This is a genomic window from Thermoanaerobacterium sp. R66 (genome assembly GCF_028895185.1).
GTDB lineage: Bacteria > Bacillota > Thermoanaerobacteria > Thermoanaerobacterales > Thermoanaerobacteraceae > Thermoanaerobacterium.
Genome location: NZ_JAEUWW010000001.1, coordinates 1,849,040 through 1,870,222 on the forward strand (window position 1 = coordinate 1,849,040; position 21,183 = coordinate 1,870,222).

A 21,183-nucleotide genomic window follows, 5' to 3' on the forward strand; every position below is an offset into this window, starting at 1 on the left:
ATATAAATAATTATCATTTATAAGATTAAAATTATTAGATTGACATATTTTAGATTATTTTTATTTTTATTTAACTTTTTATCTAAATATCTCTTAATAAATTGTTAACGTGAACACTTTCTTCGTAATTTATTATATATCTTATCACACCAAATGTCAATAGCAACAAAAAAATCGCCCCATATTCTGGAGCGATGTTTTATATAAATCACGATACTTTCTTTTTCAAAAGTCCTATCATGAAGGCTGTCACGACCATGCCGACAAGTATAGCAAGAATGTACAAAAGCGGATTTGATACAGCGATTGGTATTACGAATATTCCGCCGTGTGGCGCTCTAAGTTCTATATGGAACAACATGGAAAGTGCACCTGTAACTGCGGATCCTACCATGATGGATGGTATTACTCTAAATGGATCTGCTGCAGCAAACGGTATAGCACCTTCTGTTATAAATGATGCACCTAAAACCCATGCCGCTTTACCTGCTTCTCTTTCTTCTTTCGTAAATCTATTTTTAAATATGACTGTGGCAAGTGCCAATCCTAAAGGCGGTGTCATTCCTGCAGCCATAACCGCTGCCATAGGCATAAACACATTTGATGCCAAAAGACCTGTTGCAAATGTGTATGCTGTCTTGTTGACAGGACCACCCATGTCAAATGCCATCATGAGTCCTAATAGTGCGCCAAATATGACTGCATTTGTAGAGCTCATGCCTTTAAGCCAATTTGTAAGACCTGTCATTATGGTCTTCATAGGCGTACCAACAACGTATATCATGAGAAGGCCTACGATAAGCGTCGATAATACAGGTAGTATAAGAACTGGCATTAAGCCCTCCATCGTCTTAGGCAATTTTATGGTCTTTTTCAGGTAGTAGACTGTATAACCAGCAAGAAAACCAGATATGATACCGCCTAAAAATCCTGCACCAGTTGATACTGCTAACATACCACCTACCATACCTGGTACAAGTCCAGGTCTATCTGCTATAGAATAAGCCAAAAATCCCGAAAGTATTGGAACCATAAGTGCGAATGCAGAGCCACCGCCAATTTGCATCAATGCAGCAGGCAATGTTCCTGGCACCTGAAATGCCTTGTATCCCCATAGGAATGAAAGTGCTATGGATATACCTCCTGCTACTACGAATGGTATCATGTATGATACACCTGTCATCAAGTGCTTATAAGCGCCTGTCCTTTGGCTGGCCCTTTCTTCGTGAATCTTTTCCACTTTTTCTACGTAATTCTTTGGTTTTTCCATCTTCAATGCTTTTTCAATCAATTCTTTCGGATTTTTTATAGCTTCCTCAACTGGAACTTCCAGTATAGGTTTACCTTCGAAGCGGGACTTGTCGACTTTTGTCGCGGCAGCAATTATGACCGCATCCGCTTCATTTATGTCGTTTTCTGTCAATTGATTTTCTGCCCCTATAGACCCTTGTGTCTCAACTTTTATAGCCACATTAAGCTCTTTACCTGCCATTTCTAAGTTTTCTGCAGCCATATAGGTATGGGCTATACCTGTAGGGCATGCAGTAATGGCGACAATCTTTTTCATCAAAAATCCCCCTTATTCATAATTTTTGAAAGCATTTATGACATCCTCGTAAGTCTCAGCCTTATTTAGTTCATCTCTCACCTCCTCATGCATTAATGACCTTGAAAGCTTAGCTAAAATCTTAAGATGCAGGTTGTCAGAATCCTCAGGTGCTGCAATGAGAAAAAATAGATGCGCTGGTTTTCCATCCATTGAGCTATAGTCTATGCCATCTTTCGACTTTCCAAAAACTAATGAAGCCTTTTTCACTAAACTGCTTTTCCCATGCGGTATAGCAACACCCATCCCAATGCCTGTGGAGAACTCCTCTTCTCTTTTTAATACCACTTCCAAAAACTTGCCTTCGTCCTCAATGGCTCCTTTTGCTACCAATGGCTTTATAAGCTCTTTTAATACAGATAATTTGTCTTTTGATTTCAAATCAAATATCATCATGTCTTTATCAAGTATTTCTTCAATCATCGTTTATCACCTTTCTATTACTTCAATCTCAACTTTTTCTTTAAGTTCTTCCACATCTTTTAAAGAACACGCTTTAGTGCCTTCCCTCATGATAACTGATGTAGATGCAGATGATGCCATCTTTATAGCTTCTTCTATGGAAAGATTCTCGCTTAAGCCATAGGCAAAACCTGCCACATAGGCATCTCCAGCTCCTACTGTCCCTTTCACCTGAACTTTTATTGGGTTTACTTTGTAAGCTTTATCCTCTGTCACCACGATGCTTCCACTACCACCCATCGATACTGCCACAATTGAAATCCCACTTTCAATTATCCTCATGCCTTCTTCAATAATCTCATCAACACTTTCAAGATTTTTCCCTGTCATCCTTCTAAGCTCGTGAATATTTGGCTTTATCATATAAGGCTTTCCTTCTACGCCAAGCTTTAAAGCATCTCCATCAGCATCCAATATGACTTTTACGCCTTTTCCGTTGACTTTCTCAATTATTTGTCTGTAAAAATCTTTATCCATGTTAGGTAGCAAACTACCTGACAAAACAATCACATCCGATAAATCAGCATGCTCATTTATGCTCAAAATCAGCTTTTCTATTTCATCTTGAGAAACATCTGGACCAGCTTCGTTTATATCTGTATAAGTGTGTCTAATCTCATCAACTATCTTTATGTTTGTCCTTATATCATTTTTTATTTGTACAAAGTTAAACTTTATCCCTAATTCACTTAGGACATTTTCGATGTACTTGCCGTTTGGTCCCATGAAGCCTAAACACTTAACGTCGCAGCCTAAATTTTTTAAGTTTTTTGCGACATTTACGCCTTTACCGCCTGCATCGATTATGGTTCTTGACACCCTGTTTACTGCTCCTAATCTAATATCATTTACTATTAGCGTCCTGTCTATCGCCGGATTTACCGTCACCGTCGTAACCATCTAATACATCCTTTCCAAAGTTTAGTACATCCACATTGGCCTGTTCATACTTTCTCACTATCTCGTAGTCCAGCTCGTCATCAGTTATAATGGCAGTTATATCGCTTATGTCTGCAAATTTTACAAAAGATTTCTTCCCAAACTTGGTGTGGTCTACTACTGCATAAACTTCATTAGAGACATCTATCATCGCCTTTTTCGTGTTTGCCTCTATAATATCTGGTGTCATAAGCCCGTTCTCATAGGATATGGCATTTGCACCGATAAAAGCTTTGTCAACTTTAAAATTCCTTATCACCATCTCAGCTATAGGGCCAACAAGCGCTTTTGTATTAAGCCTCTCTATACCGCCTGTAACTATAAGCTCAATATTATTGCGGTTTGAAAGTTCTATGGCAATGATAGGAGAGTTTGTCACAACTGTAAGATGTATATCTTGAAGGGATTTTGCAATCATCAGCGTAGTAGTGCCAGCATCAAGGATTACAGAATCGCCTTCTTCTATGAGTGAAGCTGCCATCTTGCCGATCTGCATCTTTGATGGAAGCTCATAATCCTCTTTCTCAACAAACGACGGCTCGTAATGTGTATGCGTATTCAATATGGCACCGCCATGTGTCCTCTGTATAAACCCGTCTATCTCCAACATCTTTAGATCTCTTCTTATGGTGGATTCTGACACGCCTAAGATCTCACTAAGCTCAGACACCGTAATGCTTTTATCCTTGCTTAGTATCTCGGCTATTTTCATCCTGCGCTCTTCCCCAAACATCCAATCACATCCATTCAAAATAGATGATAATTTTTGATTGATTATGCTCAATTATGATTATACAATGAAAATGTTTTTTTGTCAATTGCCTATATATAAGATTTTCACTTTTTTACTACATTATAAATGTAACTTGGAAAAATTCGAAAAATATTATTAACGCTCACAAATTTCGTTTTCTATATATCAGCGATTCATTTCGCTTGTTTGGCTAACGCCGTCTATGCGTTGTGACGGCTTTCGCTTTCGCTCATACGCCAAACTGCGCTACATTCATCGTGATATATCACGAAAACTCCATTAATCGTTCGCTTATAATAATATTTTTCAAGCAACATCTATTTAAGATCTATTTAAAAATGATGAAAATGGGGGTTTAAAAAATGATAAATGGTTTTAAGGAAGAATACGGGATAGTGCCAAAGAATTTTTTTGAAAGTCTATCTTCAATATCCGGTTCACAGTTAAAAATCATAATGTACATCGCAAAGCATACAATAAAGAATGGAAAGTGCATTCCAGTAAAACTTACTATAGATGAAATACAGAAGGGAAAATACGAAAACGGCAAAAGAATAGACAGCGGCACAGGTCTATCTACAGGCATCATAAGTAAAAGCTTGAAAAATGCCATAAAAGACGGATTTTTGGTGTGCTACGTCGACAACGAGGACAAATTGCGGCAAAAGAAATACTACACATTAAGACAAAATACATCCATCGAAGGCATCACGTACAAATATGGCGAAAACGGTAGAATAACCGAATTTTGTGATTGGCAAAATATGACAATCGGTGATTTCACTCATATGCCATACATCGACAAAAGCGAATACGCAGATAAAGAAACTGAAAACCGAATTTCAGATAGTGAAAAGGTAGATGATGTTAAAAACATTGAAAGCATTCCATTTTCAAAAAGTGAAAACAATATGATCATATCAGATATGAATGATATGATAGATATTAATTCTGATAGTATATCTATCAATCATATCAATGATATGATGTATCAAAAAAGTGAAAGCACGCCTAAGTACATAGACAAAGGCATGCTTAAAGACAAGTACCATCTTACAGATGACGAGATGAATCTGTGCATATCTCGCATGAAGGGAAAGGACATAAAATATCCAGCAAAGTTCTTAGAAAAAGTCATACAAAACTACTTGAAAGACAAATCGATACTAAAAGATGCCGCATCGTCAAATACGGCACCAAGAAACTACTTCAATTCATATCCACAGAGGAAGTACGACGTAGATGAGCTGGAAAGAAAGCTATTGGAAGTGTCGAGAAAGAGGACTAGGCCTTCTTAAACACCCAAAGCTTGCTGCCTACAAAGTTTATCATCATTGAAAACAATGTAGCAATCACCTTGGCAGAAATGACTCCTACAACCGGCTTTAGTGGATACAGGATAGAAAGAGATACCGCTAATGACACACCATTTACAGCGATAAATTTGAATACTTCGTATCCATGCGGAGTTGATTTGTCGCCAAATGTCCAATACTTATTCATGATAAAGCTGTTTACAACACCACAGCTATAAGATATCACCTGCGCCGCCATGTAGTACATCCCAAAAAACGTAAGAACGGTGAAAACCGAAAAATCCACCAAAGTATTTACTATGCCTACAAGATTAAACTTTATAAACTGTAAAAACCCTGCTTTGCTATTATCTTGTTTCTCCTGTCTTTCCATCGTCAAACCCCACCTTTCTGGCTATGATGTACAATGGTCTATCCCTTACTTCATCGTATATCCTTCCGATGTACTCTCCGAATGCTCCTAAGACCGAAAAGTTTAAGCCGAATAAGATCATATTTACAGCTATGACTGTATTTTCTATCGATACATCAACGCCTGCGACCTTTAAGACAAGCTCTACAATCAAATACGCAAATCCTGTAACTAACAGAAAAATGCCCAAATTCAAAGGCAATTTAAGCGGTGCATACGAAAACGACGTAATACCATCCATGGCCAGCTTAAGCATCTTTTTAAGTGTGTATTTCGTTTCACCTGCAAGCCTTGGATCTCTTACGTATTCTACACCTATCTGCTTAAAACCTACCCAGCTTACAAGCCCTCTTATATACCTGTTTTTTTCTTTTATTGATGTCATAGAATTCATTACATCACATACTTTTCTATCTATCAAGCGAAAATCACCTGTATCAACAGGTATGTCTACATTTGTAAGGCTTTTTAGCAATCTGTAGAAAACCCTTGCCGTAAAAAGTTTAAAGAATGATTCCCCTTTTCTCTCCGCCCTTTTGCCGTACACAACATCGTATCCTTCCTTCCACTTCTCGATCATCTTTAATATCACTTCAGGTGGATCTTGCAGGTCTGCGTCGATTACGATGATTGCATCGCCTTTGGCATTGTCCATGCCGGCTGTTATGGCTGTCTGATGCCCAAAATTTCTCGAAAAGCTTATAAGCTTCACATTTCTATCATTCATGCTTATCCCACTTAGAATCTCTGCTGACTTGTCATGGCTGCCGTCATCTACAAATATAAGCTCGTAAGTCTCATCAGTTGAGTCCATGACTTTTTTAAGCCGCCTGTACGATTCTTCAATAAGAAGTTCTTCGTTGTACACAGGTATGACAACAGAATACTTTATATGAGACATATCTATCCCTTCTTTCAAAATATTTATGTCCAAGTGTCAATGTCAGTTGACATTGACACCTTTAAGATCATAGAGTTCTCCAAAATCTCTGCCAAATCCTCCGAAGCCAATGCCGGCTTGAGTAGAATTTGTGCTGCTCCACTGGCTTGTAGGCACAAGTTTTCCATTTTCTCTTACCCAGTTCATTATCTCACTGTTGGAGCCTCTGTCCATTCCGCCTGTCATCACATACCTTACTTCGCCTTTTTTCACAAGCTCTTTAAACTGACTTAGGGTTAAAATATTGTCAGATCCTGAGAAGCCGCCTAATGCCATCACAGGTTCACCTGTCTTTATGATTATGCTATCAGCGCTTTGTGATGATGATACGACTAATAGATACTTTGCGCTGCCTTTGTTTTTCTCAAGGAAGCTTATAAGCTTAGAATCTGTGCTGCCATTTATATCTCCGCCACCGAAATCAAACCTATTTCTACCTGTCATAAGCTCTAATCCTGCAGATGGCATTGTACCGTTCATAGGATAAAATAGCGTCGTGGCTGACCAGATAGTAGGCGCTATCAAAAGCCCTATTACACCTACTGTAAGCATCGCCTTTTTGACTTTAAATCCGCCATTCTTAGCAAAAGTCATCAATGACAAAACTACTGCCGATCCGATAGAAAGCACTGCAACAGACAACATGATGTACTTTGTAATGTTAGATGTATTGTAGTGGTAGTACAATATTAGAAGTTCGACTAAGCTGTCAGCCACAAGCGATAAAGGCAAAAGCCATGACTTTGCACCGCCATCTTGGTACATCTCCCACATTGAAACGATGCCTATGCCTGTAAGTGCCGCTATAGGAGGTGCCATCATCGTCAAATAGTACGGATGGAACATACCTGTTGTAAAGCTAAAGTATATAAACACAGGTACAAGCCATGAAATCCACAATATCAGAGAAAGCTTCCTACCATCATCAAATGGCCTTTTAAGCCTTTTTCTTAAAATTTCTGCTAAAAATCCGAAGATGGCCATGGGGAAAAGCCATATTATCTGGTCAGACAAGCTGTTGTTTGAAAAAAGCCTCAATATGCTGGCTTTCTCATCTCCACCGAACATACCGCCCATTCCGCCTCTATTGCCATTTGGCCTTTCAAAATTGCCGCCTGCGAAATTTGGATTTGCACCATTTTGCCCATTAAACCTTGGAAAATTGCCTTGGTTTGCAGGTGGTGTATTTTGAGCGCTATTTGAGCTACTGCCATTCTTAGTAGCGCTTGATACCGTATCTACTGACGTCCTTGATGTACCTTGATTAAATTGACCGTTGAAATTGCCAAAATATCTTCGAAATTCTCCGCCATTGAAGTTTCCTATGCGGCCGCCGCCAAATCCACCGCCGAAACCTGTGTTTCTGCCAAGCCCAAGCCTTTCAAGCCCATTGTGGCCTATAATAAGCTCTAATTCTGAATTGTCTGTGCTGCTACCTACATAAGGTCTCATGCTTTGAGGAGTCATGTCAACAATGATTGCCCACGAAAGGGATACAATAAGTAACACAACGGTAGCCAATGACAGATAGCCGATCCTTTTCTTAAAGCTTATCTTCGATGCTAAGATGTACGTTATATACACTGCTGGAATTATCATGTATGCTTCCAGCATCTTTACATTAAAGCCAACGCCTACTAAAAATAAGCTTAACAGCAAATACTTAAGTTTACCTGTATCTAAAGCTTTCATTAAGGCCAAAACTGCAAACAAAAGGGTCATAAGCAACATATTGTCTATCGTGTTGTTTCTGCTGTCTGCCACAAATACAGGTGTTGTCGCCAAAACCAATGCTGATATAAGCCCCGCTGTCTTGCCAAAATACCTTTTAACGAGGACGTATATTAAGGCTACTGACACGACGCCTGCTATGGCCTGCGGCAGCAATATGCTTATGCCGCTAAAGCCAAATATCTTGGCAAAAATGGTCTGTATCCAAAATCCCAATGGTGGTTTGTCTATCGTGACAAATCCAGCCGGATCATATGAAACAAAGAAAAAGTTCTTAAGGCTCATGCTCATGCTTTTTACACCTGCAGCGTAATACTGGTTTGCGTATCCTTCAATGCTTAAATTGGTAAAATTCAATATTGCTGATAATAGTAAGATTAAATACAAGCCGATATTGTCTTTATTAAACTTCAATCTTTTCATTGTTCATCCTCCAATCTATTAACCAATTGTAATAATTTTATCGCTCATATAGGCTTATTCCATATATTTCAATATAACCTCAGAATGTCTTATAAGTTTCAAATAGTTGTGTGAATTTCGTGTGATTGTGAATCTAAATCAAAAGTGCATACCTTATTTATGATAGCTACATCGTAAGATACTTTTACAAGGTAAATTGCCATTATAACATTTGCCAATGAAACCATCATAGGTATAAACCCAAAAGAATTTCTCAACCCTCCAAACAGGACGTAATACATGTTTAAAAAGCTTGTTACGCTGAAACCGGCAAAAAGCCCAAATAGCCTCATGTCTTTCACATACAAAAATGTCAATATTGCTAATGCTACAGCAGGGAATAAGTATCTTTCATGCATCCCTGTTGAAAATGTAAATACTAAAGCAATCTGCAAAAGCGCTGCAAGGTATGCAAAGTTGCTGTTTTTTCCTTTGATGTATATAAACCAAGAGAACAATGTAGTCAAAACTATGAATATAAACCCCCATGTGCTGTAGCTAAATACAAACAATCTTGTGCCAGAATTCACGTAGTTTGCTCCCAGCAATCCATAGAAATTGAAGCCATTTACAGATGCGTAAGGATACTCTGAAATAGTCTTTTCATATAGCTTAAATATCCACAAGGGATCTTGACCTATGGCAAACGGCACTAATACTATAACTGCCGTAATCAATGACGCCACAAGAACCTTTAAGAAATTTTTTAGACTTCTCTCATTTACGACCTCGAAAAACAAGACCGGCGCAAATATAATTCCCTGCGGCTTCATAAGCACTGCTGCTGTAAAAAACACCGATGAAAGCCACAGATTTTTTTCTGACAGAAAGTACACCGCCATTATCACAAGCATCGTGAAAAACGAATCAACCTGTCCCCAAGCAGACGAATTTATGAATACGGCTGGATTGAAGATGTACAAAGACGACATAAACGCACTTATGTTTTTTGCAAAATGCTTATTTGCTATTTTGTATATGATGTAAGATGATGCAATATCAGCTAAAATCGATGGAAGCTTCAATAGCACGTTGTAGTAATGCGATAGATTTCCAATTGAGGCTATCTTGCCTACTAAGTAAAGCACATAGATGTAAAGCGGTGGATAATCACAGCTTGGAGTATTTTTGTAGAAGTTTAAGATGTCCTGCGATGCAGACTGTGCCCAGCTTCTAAAAAGCCCTATATCACCTGAATAACCTTCAATAGTTGCAGCTATATAAAGCCTCATGAAAAATCCTATCAAAAATAGTGACGCTATGATAAATACATCACTTTGCAAATCTAACTTAAACTTTTTATTCTTCAAAGCGTAGTAGCTTAAAATAAACAGCAAAAAGACAATCGCCGCATACGCCATTATATACACGCCGTACTTTGATGATGTTCCCCTAAACCCTCCAAAATCTCCTCTACTGCGAGGCATCTGCCATTGGGATTGGCCATTCTGTCCATTTACTTGAGAAGGATTGCCTCTTTGCCAGACACCTTGATTTGTGTTTCCACTGCCCCAACTTCTATTTGTACTGCCTTGTATGAAACTGTGCTGAAAATTTCCCCTAAACCCTTCTGTGCTTCCACTGTAGTGGTACAGTGAGTACACACTTAAAATCACCGACAAAACCAAGATAAATGCCAAACTGTACTTTACCACCTTTTTGCCCATCGCCTTATCTCCTTTTCTTTTATTCTGCCTATAGAAATTATAAAACTTAAATGTTGCAAAAAAATTAAAAAAATGTGTGATTTCTGTGTGAAAAAAAAGCAACCAGCATGCGCTGATTGCTTTTCTTCACAAAAATCACACCTTACATTTAATTCTGAAAGATATCCTTTAATTGGATTTCCAAAGATTCAAAAATCCCGACCTTTATATTGTCTTCTTCTGAATATACTTCAGGTCTTTGGTATTTGCCATTTTCACCTAAATAATAAGACAGTATAGTTTTTTCATCAGGAAATACGATCCAATACTCTTTTACTCCTGCCTTTTCGTACAAATAGAATTTTTCCTTTAAGTCTCTCTTTAATGTTGAAGGAGAAACTACCTCTATAATCATATCTGGACTTCCCTTACAACCTTTATCATCCAGCTTAGTTGGATCACACACTATCACTATGTCAGGCTGAACTACATTTGTCACATTATCATCACTGACATTTTCAGCAAACAATCTTACATCAAATGGAGCGCTGTAAGCTTCACAAGTTTTTCCTTTTAGATAATCATGGATAGAGGCAAATAATTCTCCTACAACTTTCTGATGTTTCCGCGTCGGTGATGGACTCATATTATACGGAACTCCCTCTATAAGCTCCCATCTCTCATCACTAGCCCAGCTCAGATAATCTTTGTATGTGTATTTTATATGTTCATCTTTATCTGCAACTGCCATATTTTTCACCTCTTTTAATACCAAAACTATCAGTATATTTTATAATAATTATACCACTAATTGTAAATTTATAATAAAAAAAGCACGATGATATCTTACCTATTACGCATCATGCTTTTTAAAAATATATTAAAATATTTTAATTCATCAATTTTTTTATTTCATCTTCTGATAACTCTGTAATCTCTGCTATCTTATCGATAGACATGCCGTTTTTTAATAACTTTTTAGCTATTGCAATTTTCTCTTCTTTTGCACCCTTTTTAATACCTTCTTCTATACCTTTTTCAATACCTTCTTTAATACCCTTTTCTATACCTTTTTCAATACCTTCTTTAATACCCTTTTCTATGCCTTTTTCTATTATCATTTTGTATGTTTCTGATTCTTCAATCCTAAACATTCTTACCACCTCCGAAAAAGCTTTCTCAATAACTTCTTTTTTATAAACTATACCCGATAATATCTCTGCCTTAAACGCTATATCTTTCTTTTTGTTTATGTCTAATGGAATATCTTTTATCGCTTCAACACATCTTTCTAAATATTTTTCCCCTTCTTCTTTCCTTCTATTTTGATCCATAAGCGGAAGAAGGGAATATAAATCATAATAATCTGTCTTTACAACATCAGTATATTTTATGTCACCAACATTTATTATTCTGTATTTATAGTTCAGCGTATTTTGTTCTCCAAAGTCATAGCTTAAGCTATTTTCCATTTTCACATTGTCTTTTCCTACATAAACAACTATCTGATATGGTAAGAGATTGTGCTTTTCCATTATCTCCAAGGAATATCTCAGCATCCTGTAAGGCATTTTTCCGTCATTTTCTGATTGAAATTCTATGTGCACAGCCACATTTCCTTTGTCTGTTGTGCATTTGAATATCATGTCGCTGTCTCTGCGTTCTATTCTTGCAAATTCTATATTTAATTCGTCGATTTTCGTGTATTGTAGTCCCAAAAAATAGCTCATTATGTCATCTGCCATATCTGAAAAAATATTTTTCATCGTTAAATCGTAATTTTGGCTCATATTCTTCCTTCCATTTCTTTAGTTTCTTACAATCATTATATCATATAAAACTAAAGAAGAATAGATTTGCATTAAAACTCCATTTTTTATTTTAAAGGATATTTTATTATGAAGCTTACGCCTTTGTCCCTATTTACAGCTTTTATCTCACCATTGTAGAAGTCTACGATTTTCTTCGTTATGGCAAGTCCTAAACCAAAGTTTCCCGTCTTGTCCTTGTACATCCTGTCAAATATATGACCTATGTGCCTCTCATCGATCTTTGGTCCGTCATTGTATATGTCAAGATATGCATACTGGCCTTCTTTTTTAAGCGTCACTTTTATCACTTCATCGGCATACCTTAAGGCATTATCAAGGATGTTTTCTATGCTGACTTCTATCTTGTCCCTATCACCCTTTATTATCACCTCATCTAAGCTTAAGTCCCATTCAATACTGCTTTTTATGATTTCAAACCTGCTTATTATGTTGCTCACAAGATCTTTTAAATTTATATAGTCAGTTTTGGTGTCATTCTCCAGCACATAGTCGAGTGTATTCAGATAAAGCATCTGGTTTATTTTCTTCTGAAGCCTTATGGCTTCGTCTTTAATTATGCCGGCAGTCTTTTCCAATGAATCGATGTACACCCCATCTATTATGGCATCAGCATGGCTCATTATAACCATTACAGGTGTCTTTAGATCGTGCGATATGCTTTGTAAAAACAGCTTTTCTTCCTCGTCTGCCCTTTTTAGCTCTTTCTGCATCATATTCATGGAATTTGCCAGCATACCTATCTCATCTTCTCTGTCTAAATTTATAGGCTCCTTCCAGTCTTTATGAGCTATCCTCATGGTATACTCCTCAAGTTTTTTAAGTGGCTTTGAGATGTATCCTGCTATGATTATAGACGTAAAAAATCCAATGATGATGAATATTATCCCTATAGCAATGACCAGATAAAGAATAGTATTGTCAACGATATTTGGCACGTACGACACAAGATAAGCTTTGTTAGACGAATCGTAATTTACAGTGCTTATTATAAAGAAGTACTCCATGTTGTTGTAGACTTCTCTATAAAGCTTTTCATTCATGTTTCCGCCTTTTATAAAGCTGGACATCCAAAGTTTAACGCCAAGTGAATCAAAGGATGGAGTATGAACGTCTGGTGGAGGCTCTCTGTGATTTATGTCTATAATCAAAGGTCTATTTGCAGTATCGAAATCAACAATAAAGTTGTCTCCTCCTCTTAGATTTCTTAATCTGGAAAAATTGTTGTAGTTGCCACTGAAATTATTATTATTTTTAAGAAGCATCTCATGGGAAACTTTTAAATCCTGTATCTTGTTGTTTTCTTCTACTCTCCTATAAGCAAAGATATAAAGCATCGACAGACTGCATACTATTATAAGTATGACAGCAGTAAATGTCATCCATATTCTCATTGCAAGTGATCTAAATCTAAATATCTTCTTCATGATTTACACACCAGTTTATAGCCGTAACCATATACAGTTTCTATATTTAACTTATCTATTTTCTTCCTAAGCCTTCTTATAGTGTCATCTACAACTCTGTCTGAGCCGAAATAGTCCTCTCCCCAGACGTTATTCAATATCTGATCTCTTGACACGACGATATTTTTATTTTTTACAAGGTAACAAAAAAGCTCATACTCCTTATTCGTAAGCTGTATCTCATTATCGCCTAAATAGACAGTCCTTTGCTTCTCACTCAATGTATAATCGCCTACTTGTATAATGTCATCGCTGCCATCTTCTTCTTTTCCGTATATCCTCTCCATAAGCTTATTTGTCCTAATGACAAGCTCACGAGGCAAAAAAGGCTTTGAAAGGTAGTCATCGCTTCCAAGCTCTAAGCCTACCACCCTGTCAAGCTCCTCATTTCTGGCAGACATAAATATGACTGGCGTGGACTTATTGTGCTCCTTTATGGCTTTTATAAGCTCATATCCATCTACATCAGGAAGCATTATGTCAAGTATCCATAGATCAGGCATGTCGTTTATCCTTTCCATCGCTGTGCTTCCATCAAAAAAGGTAGTGACACTGTAGCCTTCCCTCTCAAGGTACTTCTGCAAAAGAAGGTTTAGGCTTCTCTCATCCTCTACAAGATATATCTTTCTTGGCAATTTAATCACCAGCTTTTACACTATACTAACTTTGTTTATTATTTTATCACATAAATATAACAAATGTTTAAAGAAATTGTGTGAAAAGTGTGTGAAAGTAAATACTCTGATAAGCTTAAAGAGTTCTAATATAATTTATTGACTCTTTTAAAATATCTAATTTTGATGGATCTTTAAAATATTTATAAGCCAATAATGTCACCATAACTAAAAACAACAATCCAAAAAAAGCATCTAAAATTTTTGATATCATTTCTAACACCTTTCTATATACTTTATTCATATTTATCTAAGCTTTTTGTATACATCATGTTGCCTTCCAACAAATATCAACTTGAAATCTCTATCACTTTTTAACCATCTATCATAAATAGAACCTATACTTACCATTGCATAATCAATCCTATTTTCTTCAATATACTTTTTAAACGATGATTCATTCTTGATATTACCCAGATAAAAAAGATTATTTGAAAGTCCTTCACCGTACAACGGATAAATATATGCGTGAAGAAAATATGCAATATTTTTATTTCTCACGCCTTTTAAAAACGACATATCATCTCCATAAAATGAATTTGCCATATAAGAGCTTCTGTCAAGTATTGGTGTCTTTCTCAACTCATTAAATGTCTCTCTCGACGATATGTTTGCTGGCAAATACCCTTTTATAGAAACTGTAAAACTAAATGTAACTAATGAAATAATAAGCAGTGCAACAATTCTTGTAAATTTAATGTTTTGCATAATATAAGATATGGCAACATATCCCAATGCAACAATAAATATAACGTATCTGGACCACCAATTTTCTGATGAAGCTAAAAATAGTATTCCAGTAGAAATGGCGAAAAAAATGTTGACCCACTTTTTATCTATTATTGATTTTAAAGTAAATATCAAAATAGCAGGCATCGCTACGATATACCATACAGCGCCAAATCCGCCTATACGTGTATCGTAAGAATATCCTTTTAAGAAGTTGAAATTTTCATACCACGAAAAATAAATTTGCTTAAAGTACCCCATACCCTTCATCTGAGGCAAAAGATTTGGATCGAATATGATTTGCTTAGCTGTGCCAAGACCTTTAAATATCGTTATCCCGTGAAAACTTAGTGTAAATGGATAAATAGGATTCCCGTAAAAATACCATGTCCTGTAATACCAAAAAGCGCCAAGTGTAATTGAGAACAATATGTATATAGTCAGACCGTATGCTAAATTTTTATAATTCTCATTTTTTCTATGCTTTATCAAAACAATCGCCAATAATACCAAAAATATTACCGCGTAAATAGGTCCAGAGCCTTTCATGCCACTCATAAATGCAACAGTCAGCGAAAACAAGTATATATACTTTAGGCTAAATTCCTTATACAGATGTATAAGAAAATTTAATGACAAAATCACCATAACTGAAAATGCAACATCAATATAAGCCGTTTTTGATTGTATAAATACAATCGGTGTCAAGAAAAATAATAACCCTGCACATAATGAGTAATATTTATTAAGTCCAATTTTTCTTCCTATTCCATAAACCCCTATAACACCTATAAGCGCAAATACCACTTGTGTGCCATCGACGATTACATCATTTTTAAAGAATATCATATTCCATAGGAATAATATCTCAGTATTTTTGGGATACCAATTAATCCACTGTGATATGTAATCTTGATGAATATTGAATATCATGCCATGTTTCATCCATTCAACAGGCCCTACAAGATGATACATAAGCTCATCTGTGCCATACGGAGGATAAATCAATGTAATATAAACCACCCATATTACACCGATTGCTGTAAGTAATGACAATATTATCATAAGAGGTCCAAATTTGACATCGTTGAAAAAATCCTTTATGGATTCAAACTTAATATTAAATGACCAATCTTTTAAATAAAAACATGTAAATAAAAAAATTAATAGAGCAAAGATAAATAAATACATAGGATAAAGCATTTTAAGCAATATCCCCAGTACTATATTTATTAAAAGAATTTCAGTTATTGAAAAAATAAATGACACAACTATTTTATCGGAAGTATTACTTAATTTAATCCACTTCGTCCATTTAACGGATGTCATTATGAGCAGTAACGTCGAAACAATGTATAATATAAGACCTAATGTAAAGCCCATGATATCCTCCTTTTTAGATATACAATATCAAAATGACAGTAATGCAGTATAAAATCCCATTAATAAGAAAAGGCTTATCCTCAAAAAATGCCATCTCAGGGCTTCCTCCAAATGTTTTGCTGTCAACAAGGTATTGATATCTGAATATACCATATATCACAAAAAGTATCGTTATCATCATGTAATAACCTTTTCCAGCATAAAAAGTATAAAGGGAGTACGCTATTATAGTTGATGACGTTACTATTGAAAGCATATTGTCAAGAAGTTTCACACTGTATTCATCAAGGACATTTCTATGGCTTTTTGCATTATCATCGAGGACGATAACCTCATTTTTCCTCTTGGTAATTGCAAGAAATAATGACAATAGAAGTGTACATAGCAGCAACCATGGTGAGCTTGCAACGCCTATTGCCTCTGCACCAGCAATTACCCTCAGTACAAATCCTATAGCAATAACCATTACATCGATTATGATAATATTTTTTAGATAAAAAGTGTATGCAAGATTTATTATGAAATAGCTTAAAACAATTATGCCAAAATTTACATTAATCAGAAATGATAATACTGATGATGTCAAAACAAGTATAAAAAACAATATAGCCGCATGTCTCTTTTTAACAAGCCCTGATGGCAATGGCCTTAATCTCTTCTTAGGATGTTTTCGGTCTTTTTCAATATCGGCTATGTCATTTATTATATAGACGCTGGAGGAAATTCCGCAAAACAGTATAAATGCAAATAAAGTTTCCTTAAGTGATAAAACATCAAGCATTCTTTTGCTGAAAATCAGAGCCGCTAAAACAAACACGTTTTTAATCCACTGCTTTGGCCTCATAAGCTTTATTAAACCTTTAAATTTTTCAATTGAAGTGTACGCTTCACTTCGTTCCATAATAATTTCACCTTTCTTAATTTTTATACAACTTTCCAATAACCAATTTATAAAACAATATAAAGACGAAAATTATTTTAGTTTGCATAAAATCATAAATGCTAAACATCTAACTTAGATTTAAAAAATTTATTATAATACTTCTTGCCCTTTGTAAAAAAGTGTACATAAATGCCACTTCTTTTAAAATGCAATTTTGCATCTTTCAGACTATTTAAAAACCCCTTTGCGTCTTTGAAGCCCTCCAATTCTACATATGTATACCCTATCTCAAATAAAGTATGTGCATCTGTCCCACATATCTTTAGTTTACCGTATTTGTCTGCAAAATCAAGTGCAAGTTTATCATCTTGTGGATATATATTCCGAGCATTAAAAACCTCAACAATGTCTATCTCATCAATTATTCTGTACAATGCATCTAAGTGTATCTTTGACTTTCTCATCCTGTCAAACGGATGTGGGACGCATACAAGTCCCCCTTGATATTTTATCCTCTTTATCGTTTCCTCTATGGATAAAAGCGGTGGAATCTCTTGACTTAAAAAAAGACCAATAATCTCACCATCTTGCGTCTTTATCTCCTCGCATTTGATTACTCTAACATCATCGCCAAATAATTTTTCCGCTTCTACCGCACCTTTTAATGTATTGTGATCGCTTATGGCAACTATATCAATACCTTTTCTTACAAGGCGTTTTTTTAAATCTGGCAATTTTGAAAAACCATCGTGGGAATAATTCGTATGAACATGAAACGCCAGTTTCATTATGGATATTCAATCCTTTCATAAATTGGTGATTATTACATAAATAATAGAGCACTAAATACTTTTTATCTTCCTCTTGCAATAAGTATTATCCCTAGTGCTATAAAAAATGTCCCTGCTATCTTAAAAGTATTTATATTCTCACCAAATAAGATTATGCTAAATAGCATGACTAAGACAAATCCAAGGCTTGTATATGAATATGCATAACCTACATCCACTTTTGTAAGAATATAGAGCCATACAATCATGCTTCCTACATAACTTAAAATACCTAATATGACATATATATTAATATATTGAACCAATACGTGTAAAACACTACCTGTCATGCTAATATTTTTTACGCCAAATTTAATGAGAAGCTGTGCTGATGCACTAAGAATGATGCTTAGTAAAATCAAAATAGTTAACATGATAACCTCCAGTGTGATATTATATATTATATTATAGCATAAAAAATCCGGTATCTCATGATACCGGATTTTTTTATCTAACTTATTGAGCGTTTGTTACTGTAACATTACCTGTTGTTGCATCGTAGTTAACTGTATATCCTAAAGCTTCTGCTAGATATCTAGCTGGGATATATGTTCTTCCTACTGGTTTGCCATTCTGGTCATTTACTGTTGCTTGAACATCCATTGTATCAGTAACAGTTACGCCGTTCTTTGTTATTGTAACTTGATTTGAACCAAGTACGAACTTAACAACTGTTGTGCCTTTTACAAATGTTACAACTGAATGACCATCTGCACTGTATGCAAAGTAGCTTTGTGCACCAAGTGCATCAGCAAGGAATCTAGCTGGTACTACTGTACGACCTGTTGATGTGATGTATGGAGCAGCATCAGCTGTCTTCTCAACACCATTTACTGTGTATGTTGTTGAACCTGGTGTAAATACTACTGTTGATGGTGTAGCATTGCCAACTGTTAATGTTACTTCACTTGTCAACTCATTGTTATTATTAGTATTATCAACACATTTTACTGTTATTGATGCTGGGAATGCTGAGTACAATGTAACAGTGGCTTTACCATTTGAATCAGTTGTTGCTGTATTTGTTACATTTGAATAAGATGAACCAGTACCACCTAACATTACAACAGGTGAACTAAATGTCAATGTTGCACCGCTTATTGGATTTCCATGAACATCTTTAGCTGTAAATGTAACGAGCTGAGAATCATTAGAATTTAATGATGTCTTATCAGCTGTCAATGTACCTACTTTAGCTTGCAAATCAGCTACAACAAATGTCTTTTCATATCCTAAATCTTTTAATGACTTACCTAATGAAGTAATTGTTTGTTCGTAATTATTGTAAACATAATCCGTGTAAGCGCCTTCAACTTTCAGATAATCACCTGTAGGAATCTTAACATCATTAAGTGTTATCTTGCCAGTTGATGAATCATATGATCCACTTATAGCACTGCCATAGCTCTTAAATGAACCATCTGTATTTTTATTAACTGGTTCTAATCCAGAACTTGTTACTTCAAACCATCCACCATTTGCAAAATATTTGTTGTCTGGATCAATGTAAGAAACATTTGAATCTTGTGTAGAATTATCTGATTTTAATACTGTAAGTCTTACAAATTTTGCTAGATCAACTTTCAAATTACTATTTACTGATTGTGTATCACCATTTGGTAATTTATCGTTTAATGTAAATGTAACTGTATCATTATAATATCCTGCCAAAGCATTGTCAGTAGGTGCTACAACTGTTGATGATGCTGCTTTTGGTGTTAATGTTACTGTACCAGAAGCATAATATGGTGATGAAGAACCATCATAATAATTATAGTACTTTGCAGGACCATATACTCTTAGTGTATATGTGTTTGATGCAGATAATGGTGGCAATACAACTGGAGCATATCCTGTCTGAGTGCTATTTGGTGTTAATGTAAATGTTGCAAGTAATTTGCCATTTTCAAATAATTCAGCATTGGCATTTTGTGTATAATCAGCATTTGGAGCTGTTATTGTTGCTGTTTCTGGATATGATTCCAATGGTACATTATTACCACTTGCAAAGCTTACAGATGGTGTTAAGCCATTGAAGTATAACCTTGCTAACGAGTAATCAACTGTTTTCCCATTGATTGATGTAGCGCCTGATAATTGAACCTGACCATATTTAGCTACATAAAAGCTTGGTACTGTTGTACTCCATCCGCTTGTGGATACAACTGCCAAAGAACCTGTTGAATTAGGATCTAATCCTATCTTGTAATCAGGAATAACAGTAGCTCCCTGATTGTAAGTAGCACCTGATACTGTAACAGTGCTTAAATACTGAGTACCACCTACATTACTGAATACCAATGTATTCTTATCAGATGTTAATGTCATTGTATCAGCTAGAGATTTTAAAAGTGTAGCATCTTTTACTATGTTGCCTTGATTGTCTACAACTTCAATCTCCAATGTAGTTGTAGAACCTGGTGTTACTGTATCATTTACAAATTTTACTTGATAATCCCAACTTGGAGCTGGAGTTCCTTGGTTAAGACCCGTATTAGACGATGATGTTGAAGAACTTGCTCCGCCTACATAGGTGAAAGCAAAACCAGTTACCATCGATGCCATTACCATTACGAATGTGAGCAATACTGCTACTAACTTTTTGCCTTTTAACATTTACTATACCTCCTATTGATATAAGTATATTTTTTAGAAAAACCTAAGTGTATTATTGGCCTGCCTGCCTTTTCTTGCAGAACATCACTCCCTTTCGCGGTTCCTATTGATATAAGGATAACCTTTTGTTTTCTTTATGTATAGCCCTGTAGTCAGCTTACAGGTGACTACAGAAAAAGCCTCTTTTTTAAAAGGCCTCTCCTGTAGTCACCTATTATCATCATGTTAAAACAGATTATAATAAGTTTCTTAGGAGATCTAGATCTACTTACAGTTTAACGTTTTTACTGTTTTTGTTAGTAGCAGTAGACCAATATAGACTCATCCATATGATAAGTCGTTTGTCAAAGTTCGCGTTATAGAGACACCTTCCTAAATTAACCACAAGTTTATTATATCAGGTCATTTTTTCTAGGTCAATAAGTGTTGCCAATTTGTAATAAAACTGTAATATTCGCTTAACATTAGCGTCATTACTACATTTAGCCATCCATTATTTTACCAT

19 protein-coding genes are annotated in these 21,183 nt (G+C 35.6%); 1 reads left to right on the forward strand and 18 read right to left on the reverse strand.

All coding sequences use genetic code 11. From position 1 onward, the window contains the following. Positions 1-208: 208 nt before the first annotated feature. The 4 genes from JJQ93_RS09245 to JJQ93_RS09260 are packed head-to-tail and all read right to left on the reverse strand — an operon-like array spanning position 209 to position 3,740. The gene (locus JJQ93_RS09245) at positions 209-1,567 is read right to left on the reverse strand and encodes a PTS fructose transporter subunit IIC (RefSeq protein WP_085113456.1); all 1,359 of its coding nucleotides are present in this window, start codon (positions 1,565-1,567) and stop codon (positions 209-211) included. A gap of 12 nt (positions 1,568-1,579) precedes the next feature. Beyond that, entirely contained in the window at positions 1,580-2,029 is a 450-nt protein-coding gene (locus JJQ93_RS09250; RefSeq protein WP_045413128.1) for a PTS sugar transporter subunit IIA, read from the reverse strand. A gap of 6 nt (positions 2,030-2,035) precedes the next feature. Next, a complete protein-coding gene (gene pfkB / locus JJQ93_RS09255; protein WP_274893573.1) occupies positions 2,036-2,968 on the reverse strand; it encodes a 1-phosphofructokinase in 933 nt (310 codons plus the stop codon). After that, entirely contained in the window at positions 2,913-3,740 is an 828-nt protein-coding gene (locus JJQ93_RS09260; RefSeq protein ID WP_085113459.1) for a DeoR/GlpR family DNA-binding transcription regulator, read from the reverse strand. The genes pfkB and JJQ93_RS09260 overlap by 56 nt, the downstream gene beginning before the upstream one ends. A gap of 383 nt (positions 3,741-4,123) precedes the next feature. Here JJQ93_RS09260 and JJQ93_RS09265 point away from each other — a divergent pair, with 383 nt between their 5' ends. Then, entirely contained in the window at positions 4,124-5,059 is a 936-nt protein-coding gene (locus tag JJQ93_RS09265) for a hypothetical protein (protein WP_274893574.1), read from the forward strand. Here JJQ93_RS09265 and JJQ93_RS09270 read toward each other — a convergent pair. From JJQ93_RS09270 to JJQ93_RS09335, 14 genes are all read right to left on the reverse strand, one after another. After that, on the reverse strand, positions 5,046-5,450 hold the full coding sequence (locus tag JJQ93_RS09270; RefSeq protein WP_274893575.1) for a GtrA family protein: 405 nt from the start codon (positions 5,448-5,450) through the stop codon (positions 5,046-5,048). The genes JJQ93_RS09265 and JJQ93_RS09270 overlap by 14 nt on opposite strands. Then, on the reverse strand, positions 5,425-6,390 hold the full coding sequence (locus tag JJQ93_RS09275; RefSeq protein ID WP_085113465.1) for a glycosyltransferase family 2 protein: 966 nt from the start codon (positions 6,388-6,390) through the stop codon (positions 5,425-5,427). Before JJQ93_RS09275 ends, JJQ93_RS09270 begins: the two co-directional genes overlap by 26 nt. 42 nt (positions 6,391-6,432) lie before the next feature. After that, positions 6,433-8,583 carry a glycosyltransferase family 39 protein gene (locus JJQ93_RS09280; protein WP_274893576.1) on the reverse strand — a complete coding sequence of 717 codons (2,151 nt, stop codon included), beginning with the start codon at positions 8,581-8,583 and terminating at the stop codon, positions 6,433-6,435. Between the two features lie 98 nt (positions 8,584-8,681). Next, on the reverse strand, positions 8,682-10,289 hold the full coding sequence (locus tag JJQ93_RS09285) for an MptA/MptB family glycosyltransferase (protein WP_274893577.1): 1,608 nt from the start codon (positions 10,287-10,289) through the stop codon (positions 8,682-8,684). 148 nt (positions 10,290-10,437) lie between these two features. Further along, positions 10,438-11,019: a Uma2 family endonuclease gene (locus tag JJQ93_RS09290; RefSeq protein WP_274894087.1), complete on the reverse strand. Its 582-nt coding sequence runs from the start codon at positions 11,017-11,019 to the stop codon at positions 10,438-10,440. A gap of 139 nt (positions 11,020-11,158) precedes the next feature. Next, complete coding sequence (locus tag JJQ93_RS09295) at positions 11,159-12,058, reverse strand: Rpn/YhgA-type helix-turn-helix domain-containing protein (protein ID WP_274893578.1); 900 nt, start codon at positions 12,056-12,058, stop codon at positions 11,159-11,161. An 86-nt stretch (positions 12,059-12,144) separates the two neighbouring features. Further along, positions 12,145-13,524, reverse strand: coding sequence for a HAMP domain-containing sensor histidine kinase (locus tag JJQ93_RS09300; protein ID WP_274893579.1), 1,380 nt, complete (start codon positions 13,522-13,524; stop codon positions 12,145-12,147). Further along, entirely contained in the window at positions 13,521-14,198 is a 678-nt protein-coding gene (locus JJQ93_RS09305; protein WP_274893580.1) for a response regulator transcription factor, read from the reverse strand. The genes JJQ93_RS09300 and JJQ93_RS09305 overlap by 4 nt, the downstream gene beginning before the upstream one ends. 115 nt (positions 14,199-14,313) lie before the next feature. After that, positions 14,314-14,481 carry a hypothetical protein gene (locus JJQ93_RS09310; RefSeq protein WP_274893581.1) on the reverse strand — a complete coding sequence of 56 codons (168 nt, stop codon included), beginning with the start codon at positions 14,479-14,481 and terminating at the stop codon, positions 14,314-14,316. A 2-nt stretch (positions 14,482-14,483) separates the two neighbouring features. Further along, positions 14,484-16,349: a hypothetical protein gene (locus JJQ93_RS09315; protein WP_274893582.1), complete on the reverse strand. Its 1,866-nt coding sequence runs from the start codon at positions 16,347-16,349 to the stop codon at positions 14,484-14,486. A gap of 13 nt (positions 16,350-16,362) precedes the next feature. Beyond that, complete coding sequence (locus JJQ93_RS09320; protein ID WP_274893583.1) at positions 16,363-17,250, reverse strand: decaprenyl-phosphate phosphoribosyltransferase; 888 nt, start codon at positions 17,248-17,250, stop codon at positions 16,363-16,365. Between the two features lie 101 nt (positions 17,251-17,351). Continuing rightward, positions 17,352-18,020, reverse strand: a complete 669-nt coding sequence (locus JJQ93_RS09325) for a PHP domain-containing protein (protein WP_274893584.1) — start codon at positions 18,018-18,020, stop codon at positions 17,352-17,354. Positions 18,021-18,085: 65 nt separating this feature from the next. After that, entirely contained in the window at positions 18,086-18,436 is a 351-nt protein-coding gene (locus JJQ93_RS09330; protein WP_274893585.1) for an EamA family transporter, read from the reverse strand. 82 nt (positions 18,437-18,518) lie between these two features. After that, positions 18,519-20,678, reverse strand: coding sequence for a stalk domain-containing protein (locus tag JJQ93_RS09335; protein ID WP_274893586.1), 2,160 nt, complete (start codon positions 20,676-20,678; stop codon positions 18,519-18,521). Positions 20,679-21,183 lie beyond the last annotated feature (505 nt).